Here is a 20,773-nt window from a genome sequence, read left to right as displayed (position 1 = left end):
TTATTTTGTTACAAAAATTAAACTTTTAATTAATCTTACATTGGATTGAAATAATTGTCAAGGGAAATATTGAATTATCATTATAAATTAAGACAATATCCTGTCATTTCCAACCCTTTTTGTAACTCTGCTCATATCAAAATATTCAAGAAGGGCTATGGCTATCTTTCTGTTTGTATTCAAAACATCGCGATATTCTGCTGCCGTAATTTTTGAATTTTTCTTAATATATTCAACTAACAGTTCTTTGGCTTTATAAAAAATTTCCACTGTTGTAATTCCAGCCTCATTAATTTTAACGATCTTTTTTTCATCAATCATAAGTGATATAATTTCCTCAGCCTTGTCGCTGTTAATAGCTTGAATCAAATCATCCAGTTTGACGAAATCGAACATGGCTTTATTTAATGTATTTGTTACATTATTTTCACATGCTCTGTAAAACTCGTCATATTGAATTTGAAAATATGGAAGTGATACAAATTCTCCTTCCAGTTTAATTGTCCCTTTTTTCTCAAAAGAATTCACAACCACGTCAAATACGTTCTGTTTCATCTTAGGCAGGAACTTGCTTTTTATCTCTGCCTTTTTCGCTCCTTTTGAATATTTGTTATTTTCATGATATTTAAACAAATATTTATCGATATCCTCTTCAATTTTCCTCTCAAAGCTTTTATGCCATATATATCTATCATTCTTAAGCCTGAAAACTGTTATTTTTTCTTCTTCCTCCAAAGCCTCCACATTTTTAGTTACTTCTTCCTCAGACAACGCAGTAATTTTAGCAACTTCTGTTAATGTGGGTATATCTTTAGAATTTTCTCTTATAATTTTTTCGATTACATCTGCATTGCTTCCCTTTTCTTTTATCTTCAGCTCTTCTAAAAGATTCTCGTCAAATCTCTTCTTTTTAAGAGGCATGGGCTCTATTATTTCTCCTCCGCCAATAGTTTCCATAGGTGAATAGAATCTGACTATAAACTTATCCCCTCTTCTAACAGCAAGTTCTTCTTCCAGTCTAAGCTGTGCATAGCAACTTTCTCCCGGTGAAAGTTCATCTCTATCCAAAAGAACAACTCTGCAAAGAACTTCGCTTGTTCCTGTATAAAGATGAAGCCTTGAGCGATTTTCAACAATACGTCGTGAATTTTTCAGAAGATTCAACTTTACATCAAGCATCTTCGTATCTTTCATAGAATTAACAGGGGCAATTACACACCCTCTGTGCAAATCTGTTTTTTTGACGCCTAACAGGTTTACAGCTGTCCTTTGCCCTGCATAAGCTATATCGGCATCCTGAGAATGAACCTGCATGTTACGTATCTTGCTTATCTTGTTAACAGGGTAAATCTCTATTTCATCACCCTTTTTAAGCTGACCGGATATTAGCGTCCCGGTAATTACAGTACCGAACCCGTTTATAGAAAATACCCTGTCAATAGGAAGTCTCGGTATTGTATTTATATTTCTGTCTTCCACCTCAATTTCAGTCTGCTGTACAATGATGTTTGCCAGATTATCAATTCCGTACCCCGTCTTTGATGATACTTCTGCTATAGGTGCGCTTTCAAGGAATGTATCCTTCAGCCCTTCTCTCACATCATCTTTAACAAGTTCAAGCCATTCCGGATCTATTATGTCATACTTGGTAAGCACAACTATTCCTTTCTTAACGCCAAGCATATTAAGTATATTAAGATGTTCCACCGTCTGCGGCATCATTCCCTCGTCAGCTGCTACCACTAGGAGCACAAGGTCCATTCCTATTACACCTGCAAGCATATTTTTAATAAATTTTTCGTGGCCGGGGACATCAATAATGCCCGCCTTATTACCATTAGGCAAATCAAAATATGTAAATCCCAAATCTATGGTTATACCCCTTCTTTTTTCTTCTTCCCATCTGTCTGTATCTCTTCCTGTCAATGCTTTTATTAAAGTGGTTTTGCCATGATCAATATGACCTGCCGTACCTATTATAATATTCTTCATCTTACCTCCGAATCAATTGAAAATGCATTTAAATGCTTCAGCAATAGTTGCTTCCTGACCCTCAAGAACGGTTCTTAAATCTAAAATCAGGTTGTCATTTACAACTCTGCCTATAACCGGGGTCTCCATGTGTCTTAATTGCTTTTCCAGCGCCGCCGTAGTCATATTTAACGGCCTTATTGAAAGACAGACGCTTTTAATTCTTTCAAGAGGAAGAGATCCTCCTCCTATTTGAGACTCACAACTCTCAATTCTTATATCGCAATATTCGCCTGCAACAGTCGTTAATTTTTCTTGCAACAGTTCTGCCGCTTTTTGAATATCTCCAAAACTTCTATTAATCAATTTTAAAACAGGAATATTATTTACTGCTCTTTCTTCATCAAGATACTCGTGGAAAACTGACTCCAAGGCAATTGCCGTAAATTTATCTATCCTGAAAGCTCTTGTCAGAGGATGCTTCTTGATTTTATCTATCAGCTGCTTCTTTCCGACTATAACTCCTGCCTGAGGCCCTCCTAAAAGCTTATCCCCGCTGAAGCACACAATGTCTGCTCCAGCCTTGATAGATGCCTGAACTGTGGGCTCATATTCAAGACCGTACCTGCTTAAATCCACAAGCACACCACTTCCAATATCTTCAATCACAGGAAGGCCATATTTATGCGCAAGTTCTGCGAGCTCTTCCACCGTAACCGATTCCGTAAATCCAACAATTCTATAATTACTTGTATGAACCTTTAAAAGCACTGCCGTATTTTCGTTTATTGCGCTTTCGTAATCATGCAAATGCGTTTTGTTCGTTGTTCCCACCTCTACCAGGTGTCCTCCACTCTGCGCCATTACGTCCGGGACTCTGAAAGAGCCTCCTATTTCCACAAGTTCTCCCCTTGATACGACAACTTCCATATCTTTTGCTAAAGCTGACAGTATGAGCAGTACGGCTGCTGCATTATTGTTTACGGCCATAGCTGCCTCAGCACCGGTAATTTTTGTTACTATTTTTTCAAAATGAGAATATCTTGATCCTCTTTTGCCCTCTTCCAAATCATACTCAAGATTTGAATAACCCGTTACAAGCTTTAATACCCTCTCAGCGATATTTTCTGAAATTACCGCTCTTCCAAGGTTTGTATGTAAAACAGTGCCTGTTGCGTTTATAACTCTTTTCATGTTATAAGAAGAAAAGCTTCTTACTTCTTTTTTGATATCATCAGTAACACTTTCAATTTTCTTTGCTATTTCATCTTCATCATCAGAATTGTTTATAAATTCTCTTAATCTCTCTGTAACATCTCTTGCAGCATCAACCACAAGATCTCTGCTGCAATCTGTGAAAAGACACTTTATCTCATCTCTTTCCATCAGGTTGTCAACCTTCGGAATCAGTCTATAAAACTTATTTTTCTCCATGATCGCTCCTCATTATCCCAGTGAATCCTTTATTATTATGTGTTTACCCTGTTTTTCCGTTACTTTTCCTACCAGTGCAAATTCCGTATCAAGACTTTCTTTTAATCTCTCCAGAATTTCCACAGCATACTTTTCGTTGACTGAAAATAAAAGTCCTCCCGATGTCTGTGGGTCAAATGCCAAATCAGCATACTTCTCTTCGACACCTTCGTATGATACTCTGTCGTCGAAAAATTTTCTGTTTCTATATGCTCCTGCTGGGACAAGGCCCATTTCTGCATATTCAAAAACATCTCCTATAACCGGAACCTTCTTTATATCTAAGACAAATGTTACATCGCTAGCTTCAGCCATTTCAGCCGAATGTCCAGCAAGCCCAAAACCGGTAATATCTGTACAACTGTTTACTGGATAATGCTCCATTACTCTCTTGGCATTTTTATTTAGTGAAGCCATTACATGAATTGCCTTATTCTCCGTATCTTTCGAACAAATTTCCGCCTTGTAAGCTGTATTTATAATGCCTGTTCCAATAGGCTTTGTAAGTATAAGCACATCTCCCGGCTTTGCTCCATAGTTTTTCAAAACTTTATCGGGCTCAACAAATCCTGTAACACACATTCCGTATTTTGGCTCATCATCTTCCACTGAATGGCCGCCTGCTATTGTTGCCCCCGCTTCCATTACCTTGTTTGCTCCGCCTTTCAGTATTTCTGCCATAATATCAGGGCTCAGGCAGTTGGGAAACGCCATTATATTAAGAGCAAGAGCAGGCTCGCCTCCCATGGCATATACATCACTTAATGAATTTGCAGCTGCAATCTGACCGAAAGTATACGGATCGTCAACCACAGGAGTAAAAAAATCCACTGTCTGTATCATTGCAAGCTTATCATTTATCTGATACACACATGCATCATCTGACGTTTCCAATCCCACTATTAATTTATCATTTTTAAATTTCGGAAGCTTGCTCAACACTTGAGCAAGGGTCTCTGGACCTATTTTGGCTGCTCAGCCAGAAGCTTTTGTCATCTGCGTCAAACGCACTTTATCTATAGACATGCTGCACCTCTCTATTCTATTGTTATCATTTCTTTAACTTTTTCGAAGGTTTTATCTCCGATTCCGTTAATATTTTTTATTTCCTCAATTGAGGAAAATATTCTTTCTTCTCTGTATTCAATAATTCTCTGAGCATACACTTGGCCGATTCCCGGTAAGGATATGAGGTCATCCGCCGATGCTGTATTTATATTTATTAATTTTTCACTTATATATTTTTTTGATTCTTCTACTGAATATACGTATATTTTTTCTCCATCCAATAATTTTCTAGCTTTATTAAGATTTTCGGTAAAGGAATTTTCCTTAAGGCCTCCCGCCGCAGTTATGGCATCATTAACCCTGTCACCGTTTTTCATCTCATACACCCCGGGATTTACAACTGAACCGTCGATATCAACCACTATTATGCCGTCATCATCATTCTGTTCGACTTCTTCAGCAATTTTCTCATACATATGTTCCTGGCTGTTAAATTCTATTTCTTCTTTCTTGCCGGAAAGCTTAATCCCCACAGCAGTCATAATTATTATTGCAATGATTAAAACAATCGCAAGCCCCTTTTTATTAAGGTTATTGTACATATTGCCCCCATTTCCGCAATTATTTGACATACTACAAATACATTATACATTATTTTGCTGAAAAATCAAAAATTTTAATTACAAATCTTTTGATTTCTGCTATACTATTACTTGATTTGTATTAAAGGAGTTCACATATGATTAAAAAAATAATTGCCTATCTATTGTTCTTTTCAATTTTTTTATTAATTTTTAGCAAGGCTTATGCCGTCCCCAGTCTTTTGTGTGAAACTGCGGTTCTTATAGATGCTGAGACAGGAACCATTCTTGCAGAAAAAGACGCAAGCAAAAAAATGTATCCTGCCAGTCTTACTAAAATAATGACAGCCATACTTGCAATAGAAATGGGAGAATTATCAGATGTTATAAAAATCGATGATGATACCCCTTACGAAATTTCCGGGAGCCATATTGCCCTTGAACCCGGCGAAATACTTACATTAAAAGATTTGCTCTATGCATTGATGCTACCTTCAGCCAATGATGCCGCACTTGCAATAGCCAAGCATTACGGCGGCAGCGAAAAAGAATTTGTAGATCTTATGAACGAAAAAGCTAAAGAACTCGGTGCCTATAACACACATTTCGTAAATCCTCACGGGCTTCATGACGATAATCATTATACAACAGCTGCAGACCTTGCATTAATAACCAAGTATGCCATGAATAACGAAACCTTCAGAAAAATCGTTAAAACTGTCAAGTATGAAGTTAAGCCCACTAATAAGAAAGATGAAACCCGATACTTCGCAACTCTTAACAAATTGTTACACCCTTCCGGATACGGCCAAATTTGTGTGGACGGCATGTATATAAGTCCCGAGTACGAATATGCAACCGGCGTAAAAACGGGATACACTCCTGAAGCTGGTAACACCCTTGTAGCAAGTTCCGAAAAAGACGGTACAGAGCTTATAGCTGTTGTAATGAAAGGGGTTTCTCTTGAAATGTACCAGGACGCACATAATTTGTTTAATTACGGATTCGATGAATATGAAAGCTTAAAACTAGTAAGCAAAAATATGTTTGTTCAAAATATACAGGTAAGTAACGGAGACAGCAGGGAAATATCTGTGATCACCGAAAATGATTGCACGGCTTTAATTAAGAAAGATTCTGAGAACGATATAGAGTCAAAAGTTACCATAAACGAAATTGCACTGCCTCTTGAGAAAAACAGCGTAGTGGGAAAAATTGACTATATGCTGGACGGCAGCGTTATAGGAACTGTAAATTTAATAACTCCTACTCATGTTGAAGGCATGGATACCGAAAAATCAGGAAATAAATTATTCTCGGCCATAGTAACAATTATGGGATATATCGCTCTGTTTCTAGTTGCGGTGTTGTTGTTTTTAAAAATTTACAATGATTTAAGAATGAAAATTTACAGAAAAAAAAGAAGGAAAAGATACAATAATTAGTTAACTAATCTATCTACAACGTCATTCCACATTTACTTATTAGAACTCATTCTGACAAATAAAAATTCAGGTTTTTCAACCTGAATTTTGTATTTTAATATTAATTTAATTGTCAATAATACTTAATTAAACAACAGCTATAGCGTCAATTTCCACGTTTGCGTCCTTTGGAAGTCTGGCTACCTCTACGCAAACTCTTGCAGGTTTAGTGTCACCGAATATTTCTGCATACATTTCGTTTATTAGTCCAAACTGGTTCATATCCTTGATGAACACTGTGCATTTAACAACATCTTTCAATGATGCTCCTGCCTGCTCCAATATTGCTTTGACATTCATTAATGAAATTTTTGTCTCTTCCTTGATGTCTCCACCTTTGTAAAGTTCTCCTGTTGCCGGATTAATTGGCAGCTGGCCCGAAACATATATTGTGTTTCCGGCTTTTATTGCCTGTGAATAAGGCCCTACCGCTGCCGGTGCGTTGCTTGTCTGTATTACTGTATTTGACATAATATCCTCCTATTTCCAATTTTTTATACCATATTGTTCAACATCTATTGAGTTATTGTCAAACCACAAAGACTCCAAATCATATACTTCTCTTTCATCTCTGTGAAAAATATGAACAATAATGTTATCAGTTTCTAATAAAATCCATCTTCCCGTACCGAAACCTTCTTTATAATAAAAATCTAATCCGGCTTCATATCCTTTTTCTAACACTTCTTCCCCGATTGCAACAGTCTGACGTTCATTATTTCCACTGCATATTACAAAATAATCCGTAATTGAGCTGGTTTTTCTTACGTCAAGCACTGTAAAATTATACGCCTTCTTATCATCACAGGCTTTTAATATTAATTCTATATTCTTATGGTCTTGATTCATTTTGCCTCCTTAGAAATTTTAACGTTTTTAGTGAATCATTGTCAAGCTCTAAATTTCTAATTTTCACATATTCTATGGTGCTTTCCAGTGACATTATTATAGCTTTATCAAGATTAGTATATGCAGCTTTTCTTATTTCCGCTATGCCTTCATAATCCCTTTTTGGTTCTATTTTATCCGCAATAAATATGATTTTATCCAGCATGGTCATATTTTCTCTGCCTGTTGTATGATACATAATGGCACTTAATATTTCTTCATCTTGTATATTGAAAACCTCTTTTGCAAGTCTTGCACCTGTTTTAGAATGGGTTATATTGTCACCTCTGCCCGATTTTTTTTTACCGCAGTCATGCAAAAGCCCTGCTATCTTTGCCTTCTCCACATCTTCACCATAATGAACAGCAAGTTTATCTGCTTCCTCCATAGTTCTTATGCAATGTTCATATAGCCTAGGATTGTAAACTTCGAGCTTTTTTTTCAACTCGCATAAACCTGTTTTTCCGCTATATAGATTATTTTTAATTATGTACTGCTCCACAGCATCTGTAATCAAGTACTTCGCAGAGATACCCTTGCTAAATCTGTCCCTGATATCTGTAGATGAAATCTGAAGCATTGGGATTTGAAGAAGATATATTTCTCCACCTAACTCTTTTTTTATTTTTTCTATCTTTGATTCAACAGCTTCCATGCTAATTCCCGGCCTGGAAACGGCAATGAATCTGCAAAGCTTTAGAAGCTCTTTAGGCTCACGCCAATTAGGCAGTTCAATGACCGCATCAGCCCCTGTTATAAAGTAAAATTCGGTGTCTGGATATAATTTGTGCAGTTCTTTCAATGTGTCAACAGAATAGCATTTATCTTTTTTCTTAATTTCTATATCAGATACCATGAATTTACTGTTTGACATGGTGGCCATGCTAGTCATCAAGTATCTGTGCAAGGAACTTGTTGCTAACCCGTCCTTATGAGGAGGATTCCCAGAAGGTATATATATAATTTTGTTAAGTTTATAAATATTCAAAACTTCATTGGCAACCACCAAATGGCCCAAATGTATAGGATCAAAGGTGCCTCCCATAATTCCAATTTTTCTCATTGTTGATTCAAGCTCCTTTTTATTTTAACCGTGACATAACTTAAAGAAATTATACCAATCAATAAATAAACTGTCAAATTCTTTGACAAATTATAAGTAGTTAATAGTCTTCCTAATGAAGACCCTAATATTCCTGAAAAAATATATGAAAAATAAAATTTAATCTTGCTGTTTTTAACAATATTTATTCTTTCAATTAAGCTCTCCCTGCCTAAATAATACCCTTTCATAAAACCTGTATAAGAAATAGCTAATATTATCAATGCCAGCATAATTACAGGTATAATGGATGCTATATACCTGCCGTCAAGACAGAGAAGCACGGACATTGAAATAAACAGCGGTGTCAGTACCACCTGGGTGTAAGAATCACCCATCCCTGCAGCTATCCCCATCATTCCTTTTTTCATAAACATAACATTCTTTTCATCACTATTATTCTTAATGTTGTTTTCTTCAAGAGATATAATATATCCGTGTATAGGTGTACCTATGTTCGGCTCAGTATTAAAAAATGCACTGTGCCTGTGAACAGCTTCGTACTGCGCGTCACTGCCGCCATATAGCTTTCTGAATATTCTTTTCATACTCTGAGCATATGCCATTCCCTGCATCCGTTCAAAGCTGTAGCATGAATGTGAGAAATTCATCCACACCGCCCATGAATAAAATAAGTCTGTTTTAGAAATTATGCCGCTTTTTTTTGCTTTATTATAATCTGTCGATATAAGATTTTTGTCTGACAAGTATGCTAATACAAACAAAAAAATCGCAAAAATAATATAAGAGCTAAAATTCATAATCAACATACTCATAAATAGAAAAATAAAAATCAGATTGCTCTTTTTGTCCATTTTATACAGAGTATAAAACATTGAAGTAAATATAAGAAAAAAGCCTGCTAAATACAGTGCATTTCTTATTCCATAAATATATTCCCCAAGCAAAGTTACAACAATTACAGCCGGCACAGCTATAACTGTACTGACAACATATAATAGGATCTGCGGCATAAACCCGTTGTACAAAGTAATATCGGGATTTATCTTTTTCGAAAATGCATTATCATATTTTTTCACAAATACGGTATTTATTTTCAGACGGTATTTCCAAATAAGCGTACCTAAGTATCCGAAAGGATATGCAACAGCCAGCGCTTCAACCGGAGTCAGTCCGAGAAGCACAGAACTCACCGCAGATATAATTGCCGTAAGGCACTGATCCGCCTTAAGTGATCCTCCGGTGGACACAAAATCCATATATAAAATATTAACAACTGCTCCTGCTGCCATACCTACATAAGGCCTACCAAGGACAATGCCTGTCAGCAATCCCGTTATCACAGGCCTGTACAATGTATAATAGCCTACACCAAATGAAAGTGATGTGCTGCTTGCCCAAAAATATAATATACTCAATAAAAAATATTTTTCTAAATTCATACTATACCATTCTAATTCCTTTATCGTTCGGCAGCATTTTTATTTCAACTTCCGTTTTCTTGGCGATGTCTTTTAAAAGCTTCAATTCCTCATCGCTTAAATAAACAGAATTGTAATGCTGTTTTCTCTCAGGGGCACCTCCGAGATTACCAACATTAATTTTTTTTATTTCTACACCTGAACAAATCAGCTTTTTTAAATATTCCACAGTTCTCACTAAAACAAGAATCCTCTCTCCTTCACCTTTGCCATTTAAATAAGCCTCGCAAGCATCTGAAGAAAGAATGTGAATCTTGATATTATCCGGAACAGCATTTTTTATCAGCAATGACATAAACTCATCATCAGCATACTCATCATCTAAGATAACTATCTCATCTGCCTTAAGATAGGGTATCCAGGAAACCACAACCTGTCCGTGTAAAAGTCTGTCATCAATCCTGGTCAACACAATATTTTTCATTATTCCTCCGTTATTCCGCTAAAAATGTCTCATTAACAAATACTATACTCTTCTTTCCGTTCTTAATTATTTTTTCCGCCAGCTCCTCTAGGCTGTATGTATCTCTGTTCACCGCTATATCAATAAATAGAGGAAAATTCACTCCGGTAATATGATAAAAATTATTTGCTTTCATGGTTCTTGAAACCGCATTAAAAGGGCTTCCCCCATACATGTCCGTAAACACAATTAAATCATCAACGGACAAACGCTCTACAGCTTCCTCAACCTTACCCAGCAATTCTTCAAAGTTGTCTCCCTGCTGAAAGGATATACTTTCTGCATTTTCTACAGGACCTATTATAAGCTCCGAACTTTTTAATAATTCCTTTCCCAGATTGCCATGTGTTACAATCAAAATATTTATCATAAATTCAGCTCCTTTGTTGTATTAAAACCATGATACTATATTATAACATAAAAATCCTTCATTAATAGTTTATATTTCCTTTTCGACCCACCCGTTTTTTGTCAGATGCCTAATATTCTTAAATCCAATTGATTTAATCAAGCTGTACATTTCAGTAAATTTGCCGCTAATTGCTTCTTTTGAGTGAGCGTCTGAACTTACTGTAACCGGTATCCCTCTTTCCCTGATAAGCTTAAGAATAAATGTTGACGGATATTGTTCTTCCGTATATCCACGGATAATTCCTCCGGTGTTTATTTCAACTACAGATTCAGTATTCTTTATGACATCAAGACATTTTACCACAGATTTGATGTACCAGTCACTTTTTTCATCAAACAAAATATTGTTTTTGTTTAACTTCTTGATTAGATCAAAGTGCCCTATTATTGGAGGTTCATACATTTCGGCCATTTCAGCTAACATGCTGAAATATGTTTCCACAGCAAGCCTTGTACTTCCTCCAAAGCTGTCCTTTATTCCGGATTGTATTTCTTTAAGATTATAATCCACTGTCCACTTAGTACCGTCGCTGAGTTCCCCCAGGAAATGAACCGAACCGATGTAATAATCCAGCCTTTTTATTAGAAGTTCTAAAGATTTGTCAAATCCTTTTCTCGGCAAGTAATCCAGTTCCATCCCCAAATAGATTTCAATAATATTCCTGTATTTTTCTTTAAGCAATAAAATTTCATCGATATATTTTTCAATATTTTTATGCTTAATATTCCAGTCCGTTTCAAATGTTACAGGACCGTGAGTAGAAATTCCTATTGAATGAAATCCTGCTTGTACTGCAGATTTAACCATTTCCTCTGCACTGCATGTGCCGTCGCAATAGTCGGTATGAGTGTGTAAATTTGATAAATGCATTTATTATCTCCTATGTGTAGTAAATATATTTTAAATGAAGTTGATAAATTAGTAAAGAAACAATTTAATTTAATTCACCTAATTTGCATTTGCTACGTATATTGATTATAAGAAATAAATTAAGTATTGGAGGATAGTATGAATTACCCAAATTATAAAAATATGCCTCATTATGATTCAATGCCGTTCAGTTTTAACTCAGGCTATTACCCAGATATGATGCAATATAAAAATCCGTATCCACACATGGCAAACTCTCAGTCAATGCCCGGTGACATGATGCAGGAACTGCCTTTTATGCCTGAAGATCTCATGCAGGAGCTGCCATTTATTGACGGAGATACACCGGCGCTTCCAAACATGCCGAGCAGCGGACCAATGCCATTCATTCCCGAAGATCTTAATATTTATCCGGGGATTCCGGGATTCCCCAATATTCCAGAATTTCCAGGATTCCCTGCTGTTCCTGAAATGCCCGTAATGCCTGAAATGCCCGTAATGCCTGAAATGCCGGTGTCACCTGAAACAACCGCTCCGACAGAACCGACGGCTGAAACACCTCAGGAAGACATGACTGAAATGCCGCAATATACCTGCGAGCAGTTAATGGAAATGATGAGGCGCATGAATTGCAACATGAATCACATGAATAACATGAACAACATGAATAACATGAACAACATGAACAACATGAACAATATGAACAATATGAACAACAATACGCAAAACAGAACAATGAGGTAAATGAAATATATGTAATATTCAAAATTAATTTTGAATATTACATATATTTATTTAGGCTGCTGCTTATTAGTCGAATTTTATCATATTTTATATATTTCCGGATAAATAGACGTATTTTTTTATTGTATCAATTATTTAATAAAGTGTACATACAGTTTTTTGAGCCTTTCCGCATATAATGTATAACTCTGGGGGTGGTTTTTTGTTAGAAAATATATTGCAGCTCTTGTTTCCATTGTCTATTTTTATTTTTGGATACATAACTAATGGGAGTTCCTTTCCTCAGCCTTTAGATAAAGAAGAAGAAGCCGAGCTGATACAGAAATCTAAGGACGGAGATCTGGAAGCACGCAATATTCTTATAGAAAGGAATCTGAGACTGGTTGCTCATGTAATAAAAAAATATAAGACTGTTGGAATCGACCAGGAGGATTTAATCTCTATAGGAACTATCGGCTTAATAAAAGCAGTATCTACATTTGACAACAACAAAGGTATACGGCTGGCTACATATGCTGCAAAATGCATAGACAACGAGGTACTCATGACTATAAGAAGTGATAAAAAACTAAAAAAAGAGGTTTCTCTTCAGGGACCTCTGGGAACAGACAAGGAAGGAAATAATATCTATCTTATTGATATAATCAAGTACGAGGGTGAGGAAATCGTAGGAAGGCTCGATAAAGAAGAAAAAATCAAAGCTCTTGATGAACTTCTCGATAAAACACTCCAAAAAAGAGAAAAAACAATTATAGAAATGCGTTACGGCATAAGAAACAACGAGCACAAAACACAGAGAGAAATAGCAAAAATGCTGGGTATTTCGCGTTCCTATGTTTCCAGAATCGAAAAAAAAGCTTTAAAAAAGCTTTATGACGCTTTGGTATCAAATGTTGGAAATTAGAGCTACATAAAGAGCTGCGGCATGATGGCCTGCAGCTCCTTATATTATCCTACTTTTTTTCTCAATATATAATATGGTTCAACGTCATGGTCTATTTCTATTTTTACAATCATTTGAGCATGAGGTGCCGAAATAATTTTATTTCCTTGCTCATCATGCATATTTTTTGCTGTCACTTCAAAATGCATTCCTTTAGGTCCGAAGCATTCCAGCGCATCTCCCTCAGAAAACTTATTTCTCTGCTCTATAACGGCAGTTCTTGTTTCTTTATCATAGGATCTTACTATACCTACTACGTCATAAGTTCGAATATAGCTGCTGGAAGTATAGAGCTGACCGTCTTTGTATGGATTTCCGAAAAAAAATCCGTAGGAAAAATCTCTGTGAGAGGACTTTTCTACTTCTTCTTTCCAATACTCAGTATTTCTTTCACCAACAGGCTTATCAAGCTCATCCAGAGCATTTCTGTATGATCTTACGGCAATTGCCGTATAATACTCACTTTTATTTCTTCCTTCAATTTTTAATGCTTTTATACCTAAATCCTTAAATTTCTGCAGATGTTCTACCATACACATGTCTTTAGAATTCATAATGAAAGTTCCTTCATCATTTTCTTCTATGGGATAATATTCACCAGGTCGTTTTTCTTCAACAAGGTTATACTTCCATCTGCAGGCCTGCGCGCAGTCGCCCTTGTTTGAAAATCTACCTGTCATGAAGCTTGACAGCAGGCATCTTCCCGAATAAGAAATACACATGGCACCGTGCACAAATGTTTCAAATTCTAAATCTTTAGGTGAATTTTTTACTATTTCTTCTATTTCTTTAAACGAAAGTTCCCTTGCAAGCACTACTCTGTTAACTCCCTGCTTGTGCCAAAAATTGGCAGTGCGGTAGTTTGTTGTGTTTGCTTGAGTAGATAAATGAATTCTCATATCGGGAACAGTCTGCTTTATAATTTCAATAATACCTGGATCTGCTGCTATTATTGCATCTGCACCTATCTTTTGAAGATATTTCAAATATTCTTCTATTCCCTTTAAATCCTCATTGTGTGGTACTATATTTACTGTAATATTTGATTTCCTGCCATGCTTGTGACAGTAATCAACTCCTTTTTCCAGCTCTTTATTTGTAAAATTTTTGCCCCCTGCTCTCATTCCCATTGACTTTCCAGCAAAATATACTTCGTCCGCACCATATTGTACGGCCATAATCAATTTATCTAAATTACCGGCAGGTGCTAATAACCTTGGCAACATATTATCTCCTTTTTTATTTTATTAGTGTAACCGCAAGTCCGTCTCCCAACGGAAGTACGGAAGTAATGTATCTGTCATCGTTTGAAATGTATTCCAAATAACTTCTCAAATTTCTTACAAGAGTTTTCTTTCTTCTGACAACAAGATCATCAGAAGCAATCATTCCTTGATACAACACATTATCCGACAGTATGATTCCTCCAGGCTTCATTTTCTCACAGCATTTGTCAAAAAATAATTTGTAGTAGCTTTTGGCTGCGTCAATGAACGCAATGTCAAAAGTTTCTTTTACGGTATCAAGTATTTCAGCAGCCTCACCGAAATAAACGTCTATATTTTTTTCCATGCCAAAGCTTTTTATGTTGTTCAATGCCTCGGTGTAAAATTTTTCGCTTCTTTCCATTGTCACAACTTTACCGTTATTGTTCATAACATGGCTCATAAAAATAGATGAATATCCTACATTGCAACCAACTTCAATTATTTTTTTTGCTTTTGCATGGTTTATGACTAACTTTATAAACTGTCCCACTTCTCTGTGAATAATTGGAAGATTTCTTTCTTCACATTCTTTCCTGAACGCATCAAGCTTCTCGTTTTCGCCGTCAATCAAGCTGTTTATATACGTATCTACATATTCTCTGTTTATATTATCCATAATTCATTCCTAATCCAAGTATTCATTCGCCGCATCTATATGCTCATCATATGTTCTGGAAAAATAATGTGAACCGTCACCCTTTGCAACAAAGTACAAATAGTCAACATCCGCAGGCTCCAGCACGGCAATTATAGATGCTTTTCCTGGAGAATTTATGGGTGCCGGAGGAAGTCCTTCAATTACATATGTATTAAACGGCGAATCAATTGCTATGTCTTCGTATGTAAGCCTTTCTTTCCATTCTCCGTGAGCATAGTTCACTGTGGCACAGGATTGAAGCTTCATATTAATATCCAGGCGATTTAAAAACACTGCAGCTACTTCATCTCTCTCTTCATCAAGTAGTGCTTCTTTCTCTACGATGCTGGCGAGATCTATAACTTCGCTAAAGCTCAACTCCGAGTCTTCCATTCTTGGAACTATTTCACCCTCATAAAATTCATCAAATTGAGAAAGCAATATTTTTATTATATCCTCCTCTGAAGAATTTATATAGACATTGTACGTGTCCGGCATCAGATAACCTTGAAGACTCTCAATATCAGGATTGTCTCCTAAAAACGCAAAGTCCTCCCTAAATAACTGAGGATTGTTCATCATTTCAAGGAGTTTGTCGTAATTTAATTCAAGCTGTTCAGATATTGATTCTGCTGTCTCCTCTATTGTAAGTCCTTCAATCAGGGTAATGTCTAAAGTATTTCCTGAAGAACCGCCTTTCGTTAATTCCTGAATCAGCTCTTCCACATTCATGTTTTTGGACAAAACATAACTTCCTGCTTTCAGGGAACTGTCCTTTCCGGTTTTTTCAGCATAAAACTTAAAAGCAAGTTTATTCTTAATTAAATTGTTTTCATACAGTATGTCAGCAATATCATTTGTAGTGCTGCCAGAAGGTATTTCCACGACTAATTTGGTATCATCGTTAGTATCTGTCGCTTTCAAGTTTTCATCAATATAGCTGCTAACAAAAAAATATGCAAAAACAGCTAATATTAAGACAACTGCAACAGCAATTAGTTTTTTCATAAATTCCTCCGATTGTTATCAAAATCCATTAAATTATACAACTTTTAACCAATAATTACAATATAAAATATTTAGTTGCCCTGAATGACAAATTCTCTAACATATTTTATCTTTAACTTTCTTGTATATTTCATAAAGCATATAATCAATTTATTTAAAAAATTATAAAAACAATTATAATTTTCAGGAAAGCCATCCATAGTTTTTTACATAAAAAAGTTGCCCTCCATGAATAATAATCTGCCATATTGCCATAATAATAATGCTTATTACTTTCAAGAGAGGGTTGGTTCTGTTGGACTTGAAAAAAGGTAAGATTGAACATGAGTAACACTCCTGAAAATAATGCTGATAAAAAATTAGGTGAAGTTAAGAAAAAAAGAGATGGCAATTTGCAGTTAGCCAGATTAAATGGCAAACTTGAACCAGATTTAAATATTCTTTCCAAAAAAGAGAATACAAAAGTGGTTGATAAAAAAATTGTAAATAATAAACCGTCTCAATTTGGGCCTATACTAGGTGTAAACTTTCACATGATTAAAAAATAATTGAAGTAATAAGCACACAAGCAGCCGGTGAATTATCGCCGGCTGCTTCATTATTTTATTGCTCCAATTAAAATGCACCCTTTCTACTTAGAAAGGATGCATAAAGATAAACTAAAACTCAATATTGTTCAAATCAGTAAAATCATCTGTCTTAACATCAACGATTATAGGCAGTATCATAGGGTTTCTTTTTATTTTTTCATAAATGAAACTGCTTAAGGAATCTTTTATCATCATTTTAATGTTATTCCATTCTTTTATATTAGATTCCTCACACTTGGCAAGTGCTTTTTTAATTACTGTTTTGGACTCCTCAATCAAATCTATGTTTTCTCTGACATAAATAAACCCTCTTGAAACAATTTCAGGTCCGGATAAAACTTTACCTGTTCCTTTTTCAGTTGCCAAAACAACAATTATCAGTCCGTTTTCGGATAACAGTTTTCTGTCACGAAGCACAATATTACCAACATCTCCAACGCCTAAACCATCAACAAGAATATTTCCGGATGAAACTGTCCCGTTTACAGCTATTGATTTTGTCGTGACTTCTATTACATCTCCGTTCTTGCCTATTACCGTGCGTCCCTCCGGAAGCCCCAGCTCCTGAGCAAGCATTGAATGTTGCATCAGATGCCTGTATTCTCCATGCACCGGCACGAAAAACTTCGGTTTTAGAAGAGTAAGCATCAGCTTTAATTCCTCTCTTCTGGCGTGTCCGGAAACATGAACCTGTGTCAACGCATCATAAAGTACATTTGCTCCTTTTTCATAAAGCATATTAATAACTCTTGATACGGTTTTTTCATTTCCGGGAATCGGATTAGCTGATATAACAACCAAGTCTCCAGATTTGATTTGTATTTTTTTATGGGCATTGTTTGCCATCCTTGTGAGGGCAGACATAGGCTCTCCCTGGCTTCCCGTCGTTATGATTACAACTTCGTTATCCTTATGGCTTCTCAAATCATTTACATGAATAAGAGTTCCATCAGGAACATCAAGATAACCCAACTCCTGTGAAACCTTTACAGCATTTACCATGCTTTTTCCGGAAATTGCAACCTTTCTGTTATTTACAACAGCAGCATCTATTATTTGCTGAAGCCTGTGAATGTTCGATGCAAAGGATGCAACTATTATTCTTGATTCGCAGTGTTTAAATATTTCCATAAGTTTTTGGCCTATGGTTTTTTCAGATTCAGTAAAGCCTGCACGCTCTACATTCGTACTATCAGACATAGCAAGCAGAACACCTTTTCTTCCCAGCTCAGCAAGCTTTCCTAAATCCATAACATCTTCATTTATTGGAGTGTAATCAATTTTAAAGTCACCAGTATGAACAACCATTCCTATCGGGGTGTCTATTGCCATAGATACAGCATCAGGTATACTGTGGTTGTTTCTTATGAATGTTACTTTAAAACATCCAAGATTTATTGTTGTTCCTGCTTCAATAACATTAAGCTGAGCATCTTCTATTTTATGCTCCACAAGCTTATTTCCCAATAATCCCAGCGTAAGCTTCGTTCCATATATAGGAACATTCATTTTTTTCAGCAAGTAAGGAATTGAACCAATGTGATCCTCATGCCCGTGTGTCAGGCATATTCCCTTTACTTTGTCTTTATTCTTTATTAAATATGTTATATCCGGTATTACTATATCAATACCGAGCATTTCATCCTCTGGGAACGACATTCCGCAATCTATCACCATGATATTTGCACCATATTCAATAACGGTCATGTTCTTCCCGATTTCTCCTAATCCTCCCAGAGGTATAACCTTAAGTTTATGTTTTTTTTCTGTTGCCATCTTCATTCTCCTTATTTCTGCATAAATCACAGATTCCGGTGAATTTGACTACATGATTTAATATTTCAAAATTGTATTGTTTTTCAATCATTTCTTCCAATGAGTTCATTAAATCTTCCTTGACCTCAATTATCCTGCCGCATTTTTTGCATAACAAATGATGGTGTTGATGAACTTCGTTGCTGTTCGGAGATAAAATTTCATATCTTGAACAACCATCATCAAAGTTATGCTTATAAACCAGTCCTATTTCTTCAAAAAGTTGAAGGGTTCTGTAAATGGTAGCTATTCCCATATTGGAGTTCTTTTTTTTTACTAGCTCGTAAACTTCTTCAGTACTTAAATGCTGGTCCTTGTTTTCGGAAAGTACTTCATATACCAAAGCTCTTTGACTGGTAGTTTTATATCCGTTATCTCCAAGCGCTTTTAATAAGTAATCTGATTCGTTCATAATTCACCCCTAATAAATTGACATTTAACATTATATTAAATCGTCAGCTATTCCTTCATAGACTTCCATTACTTCCCTGATTTCCTCTTGATCTTCAACCTTGATTAATATTCCGTTACCATCTTCCGCTTCTTCCACACAATAAATCATACCCTCATCTGAGTCGACTTCATGAAGAACTGCGTACAAGGTATCGTCAATATGAAAAGTAGCTTCAACAACAAGCTTTTCCGGTTTTCCGTTTTCATTGATCAATTCTATAATGTTGTTTTCCATATTACTCTCCTCCATTTTTCTTACGCTGCATATAACCTGAAAGAATATGGACCGCGGCTAATTTGTCTATTACTTCTTTTCTTTTTTTTCTACTTACATCGGCATCTATAAGCATTCTTTCGGATATAGTTGTGGTGAACCTTTCATCTTCAAATTCAATCGGCAAGTCTACACGGTTCTTTAGCTTTTCTATAAATCTGAGTACTTTTTCTCCTTGAATTCCGACTGTTCCGTCAAGCATTTTCGGCAATCCCGCAATAATCTTCGTAACTTGGTACTCTTCAATTATCTTTTTCAGCTCGCTGATATCATTTTTTATATTCGTTCTTTTAATCGTAGTTACACCCTGAGCAGTAATCATCAATAGATCACTTACAGCAACTCCAATAGTTTTGTCTCCCACATCAAGACCCATCAATCTTTCCATAGATACCTCACACAATTTTGATAAAAAAATCCGTACATTCACCTGCGCAATAACTGCACAAAACACATTTATTCATATCGACAACACATTTACCGTCAATAATCTGAAGTGCGTTTTGACTGCATTTCTTTGCACATTTTCCGCAACCTACACACCACTCTTCTATCATGAGAGTGCGTTTTTGATTTCTTATTTTATTTTTTATATTAATATTTAACTCATTGTTTTCCAAATAACAGATATTCGCATCTATTTCCTCAAATGTGCTCATACCTACTGCTATGGAATCAATCTCACTTATGTTCCGAGCAAAATCAAATGCTTTTTTTGCCTGGTTAATTAAGTGGCCTCCTCCATAAATTTTCATTGCCATAATAAATTTGTTGTGTTTTTTGGCATTTTTTATTGCTTCCGTCATTTCATCCACAGTTCCATCCTGTATACCTATCCCCATCATATTGATGAGTGGAAATACGAATTCAATTTCATCAAATTGTAGGCTGTCTCTTACAGCCGCAACCCTGTGAGTGGATATTCCGAAGTGCCTTATAACGCCTTGTTCTTTATATTTCATAAAGCGCTCAACAGCTTCATAATGGCCTCTAAAATTATTTCCATTTTCTTGTTCATGAAGCATAAAAACGTCTAAATAATCCGTATTTAGTTCCTTCAAAGCTTTATTGACACTAATTTCTGCAGTCTGCTTGTCATAGGCATAGCTTTTTGTAGCTAATGTTAGTTTATCCCTGTCTTTATCTTTTATGAATTCTTTTAATATATTATAGTTGTCATAAAGCTCTGCTGTATCATAAAAATTAATACCTCTTTCAAAAGCATAATTCAAGAGGTTTACCTTGTTTTCAAGGCTATCAAAATTCTGCAGGAAACTTAAAGCCAAAGTCCCGTAGCATAACTTTGATACATTTTCTTTTTCAAATAAATTTGTATATTTCATAACT

The 20,773-nt window shown here is 35.7% G+C and carries 23 protein-coding genes; 4 read left to right on the top strand and 19 right to left on the bottom strand.

What is annotated here, in order from left to right; all coding sequences use genetic code 11:
- Positions 1 to 87 precede the first annotated feature (87 nt).
- Genes selB through RBQ61_RS09475 form a run of 4 tightly spaced genes read right to left on the bottom strand, consistent with a single transcriptional unit; the run spans position 88 to position 5,054 of the window.
- Positions 88 to 1,992 (bottom strand): selenocysteine-specific translation elongation factor, encoded by a 1,905-nt coding sequence (gene selB / locus RBQ61_RS09490; RefSeq protein ID WP_308137092.1) that lies wholly within the window; start codon positions 1,990 to 1,992, stop codon positions 88 to 90.
- Between the two features lie 12 nt (positions 1,993 to 2,004).
- Positions 2,005 to 3,405, bottom strand: coding sequence for an L-seryl-tRNA(Sec) selenium transferase (gene selA, locus RBQ61_RS09485; protein ID WP_308137091.1), 1,401 nt, complete (start codon positions 3,403 to 3,405; stop codon positions 2,005 to 2,007).
- Positions 3,406 to 3,417: 12 nt separating this feature from the next.
- Positions 3,418 to 4,470 (bottom strand): selenide, water dikinase SelD, encoded by a 1,053-nt coding sequence (gene selD, locus RBQ61_RS09480; RefSeq protein WP_308137090.1) that lies wholly within the window; start codon positions 4,468 to 4,470, stop codon positions 3,418 to 3,420.
- 11 nt (positions 4,471 to 4,481) lie between these two features.
- Positions 4,482 to 5,054 carry a ComEA family DNA-binding protein gene (locus tag RBQ61_RS09475; RefSeq protein WP_213925254.1) on the bottom strand — a complete coding sequence of 191 codons (573 nt, stop codon included), beginning with the start codon at positions 5,052 to 5,054 and terminating at the stop codon, positions 4,482 to 4,484.
- Positions 5,055 to 5,191: 137 nt separating this feature from the next.
- Between RBQ61_RS09475 and RBQ61_RS09470 the strand changes: the two genes are divergently transcribed.
- Complete coding sequence (locus tag RBQ61_RS09470) at positions 5,192 to 6,478, top strand: D-alanyl-D-alanine carboxypeptidase family protein (protein WP_308137089.1); 1,287 nt, start codon at positions 5,192 to 5,194, stop codon at positions 6,476 to 6,478.
- 126 nt (positions 6,479 to 6,604) lie between these two features.
- Here RBQ61_RS09470 and RBQ61_RS09465 read toward each other — a convergent pair whose 3' ends face one another.
- The 7 genes from RBQ61_RS09465 to RBQ61_RS09435 all read right to left on the bottom strand — a co-directional run bounded on the left by RBQ61_RS09465 (position 6,605) and on the right by RBQ61_RS09435 (position 11,694).
- A complete protein-coding gene (locus RBQ61_RS09465) occupies positions 6,605 to 6,988 on the bottom strand; it encodes a RidA family protein (RefSeq protein ID WP_308137088.1) in 384 nt (127 codons plus the stop codon).
- A 9-nt stretch (positions 6,989 to 6,997) separates the two neighbouring features.
- The gene (rsfS, locus tag RBQ61_RS09460) at positions 6,998 to 7,366 is read right to left on the bottom strand and encodes a ribosome silencing factor (protein WP_308137087.1); all 369 of its coding nucleotides are present in this window, start codon (positions 7,364 to 7,366) and stop codon (positions 6,998 to 7,000) included.
- Complete coding sequence (gene nadD, locus RBQ61_RS09455; protein WP_308137086.1) at positions 7,350 to 8,468, bottom strand: nicotinate-nucleotide adenylyltransferase; 1,119 nt, start codon at positions 8,466 to 8,468, stop codon at positions 7,350 to 7,352. Before nadD ends, rsfS begins: the two co-directional genes overlap by 17 nt.
- Positions 8,465 to 9,910: a PTS system mannose/fructose/sorbose family transporter subunit IID gene (locus RBQ61_RS09450; RefSeq protein WP_308137085.1), complete on the bottom strand. Its 1,446-nt coding sequence runs from the start codon at positions 9,908 to 9,910 to the stop codon at positions 8,465 to 8,467. Before RBQ61_RS09450 ends, nadD begins: the two co-directional genes overlap by 4 nt.
- 1 nt (position 9,911) lies before the next feature.
- Positions 9,912 to 10,373 (bottom strand): PTS sugar transporter subunit IIB, encoded by a 462-nt coding sequence (locus tag RBQ61_RS09445; protein ID WP_308137084.1) that lies wholly within the window; start codon positions 10,371 to 10,373, stop codon positions 9,912 to 9,914.
- 10 nt (positions 10,374 to 10,383) lie between these two features.
- Positions 10,384 to 10,782, bottom strand: a complete 399-nt coding sequence (locus RBQ61_RS09440) for a PTS sugar transporter subunit IIA (RefSeq protein ID WP_308137083.1) — start codon at positions 10,780 to 10,782, stop codon at positions 10,384 to 10,386.
- 69 nt (positions 10,783 to 10,851) lie between these two features.
- The gene (locus RBQ61_RS09435) at positions 10,852 to 11,694 is read right to left on the bottom strand and encodes a histidinol-phosphatase (RefSeq protein WP_308137082.1); all 843 of its coding nucleotides are present in this window, start codon (positions 11,692 to 11,694) and stop codon (positions 10,852 to 10,854) included.
- Positions 11,695 to 11,832: 138 nt separating this feature from the next.
- Between RBQ61_RS09435 and RBQ61_RS09430 the strand changes: the two genes are divergently transcribed.
- Positions 11,833 to 12,438 (top strand): hypothetical protein, encoded by a 606-nt coding sequence (locus RBQ61_RS09430; RefSeq protein ID WP_308137081.1) that lies wholly within the window; start codon positions 11,833 to 11,835, stop codon positions 12,436 to 12,438.
- A 178-nt stretch (positions 12,439 to 12,616) separates the two neighbouring features.
- Positions 12,617 to 13,342 carry an RNA polymerase sporulation sigma factor SigK gene (gene sigK / locus RBQ61_RS09425; RefSeq protein ID WP_213925264.1) on the top strand — a complete coding sequence of 242 codons (726 nt, stop codon included), beginning with the start codon at positions 12,617 to 12,619 and terminating at the stop codon, positions 13,340 to 13,342.
- Between the two features lie 44 nt (positions 13,343 to 13,386).
- Here sigK and RBQ61_RS09420 read toward each other — a convergent pair whose 3' ends face one another.
- Genes RBQ61_RS09420 through mltG form a run of 3 tightly spaced genes read right to left on the bottom strand, consistent with a single transcriptional unit; the run spans position 13,387 to position 16,294 of the window.
- A complete protein-coding gene (locus RBQ61_RS09420) occupies positions 13,387 to 14,604 on the bottom strand; it encodes a U32 family peptidase (RefSeq protein ID WP_308140105.1) in 1,218 nt (405 codons plus the stop codon).
- Positions 14,605 to 14,620: 16 nt separating this feature from the next.
- Complete coding sequence (locus RBQ61_RS09415) at positions 14,621 to 15,265, bottom strand: O-methyltransferase (RefSeq protein ID WP_308137080.1); 645 nt, start codon at positions 15,263 to 15,265, stop codon at positions 14,621 to 14,623.
- A gap of 9 nt (positions 15,266 to 15,274) precedes the next feature.
- Entirely contained in the window at positions 15,275 to 16,294 is a 1,020-nt protein-coding gene (gene mltG, locus RBQ61_RS09410; RefSeq protein WP_308137079.1) for an endolytic transglycosylase MltG, read from the bottom strand.
- Between the two features lie 323 nt (positions 16,295 to 16,617).
- On the opposite strand from mltG, the gene RBQ61_RS09405 reads away from it, so the two are divergent.
- Positions 16,618 to 16,842: a hypothetical protein gene (locus RBQ61_RS09405; protein WP_308137078.1), complete on the top strand. Its 225-nt coding sequence runs from the start codon at positions 16,618 to 16,620 to the stop codon at positions 16,840 to 16,842.
- Between the two features lie 111 nt (positions 16,843 to 16,953).
- Here the strand turns inward: RBQ61_RS09405 and RBQ61_RS09400 are convergent, their stop codons facing one another.
- From RBQ61_RS09400 to RBQ61_RS09380, 5 genes are read right to left on the bottom strand one after another with little or no spacing between them, the layout of a single operon-like run.
- Positions 16,954 to 18,660, bottom strand: a complete 1,707-nt coding sequence (locus RBQ61_RS09400) for a ribonuclease J (RefSeq protein WP_308137077.1) — start codon at positions 18,658 to 18,660, stop codon at positions 16,954 to 16,956.
- Positions 18,638 to 19,111, bottom strand: coding sequence for a Fur family transcriptional regulator (locus tag RBQ61_RS09395; protein WP_308137076.1), 474 nt, complete (start codon positions 19,109 to 19,111; stop codon positions 18,638 to 18,640). The genes RBQ61_RS09400 and RBQ61_RS09395 overlap by 23 nt, the downstream gene beginning before the upstream one ends.
- A gap of 30 nt (positions 19,112 to 19,141) precedes the next feature.
- Positions 19,142 to 19,387 carry a DUF1292 domain-containing protein gene (locus RBQ61_RS09390; protein ID WP_308137075.1) on the bottom strand — a complete coding sequence of 82 codons (246 nt, stop codon included), beginning with the start codon at positions 19,385 to 19,387 and terminating at the stop codon, positions 19,142 to 19,144.
- A 1-nt stretch (position 19,388) separates the two neighbouring features.
- The gene (ruvX, locus tag RBQ61_RS09385) at positions 19,389 to 19,814 is read right to left on the bottom strand and encodes a Holliday junction resolvase RuvX (RefSeq protein WP_308137074.1); all 426 of its coding nucleotides are present in this window, start codon (positions 19,812 to 19,814) and stop codon (positions 19,389 to 19,391) included.
- A gap of 7 nt (positions 19,815 to 19,821) precedes the next feature.
- Positions 19,822 to 20,769: an aldo/keto reductase gene (locus RBQ61_RS09380; RefSeq protein ID WP_308137073.1), complete on the bottom strand. Its 948-nt coding sequence runs from the start codon at positions 20,767 to 20,769 to the stop codon at positions 19,822 to 19,824.
- Between the last annotated feature and the right edge of the window lie 4 nt (positions 20,770 to 20,773).

This window comes from Sedimentibacter sp. MB35-C1 (assembly GCF_030913635.1).
Lineage (GTDB): Bacteria > Bacillota > Clostridia > Tissierellales > Sedimentibacteraceae > Sedimentibacter.
Note: the sequence above shows the minus strand (reverse complement) of the source record. Positions and strands in the feature narration are given on the sequence as shown.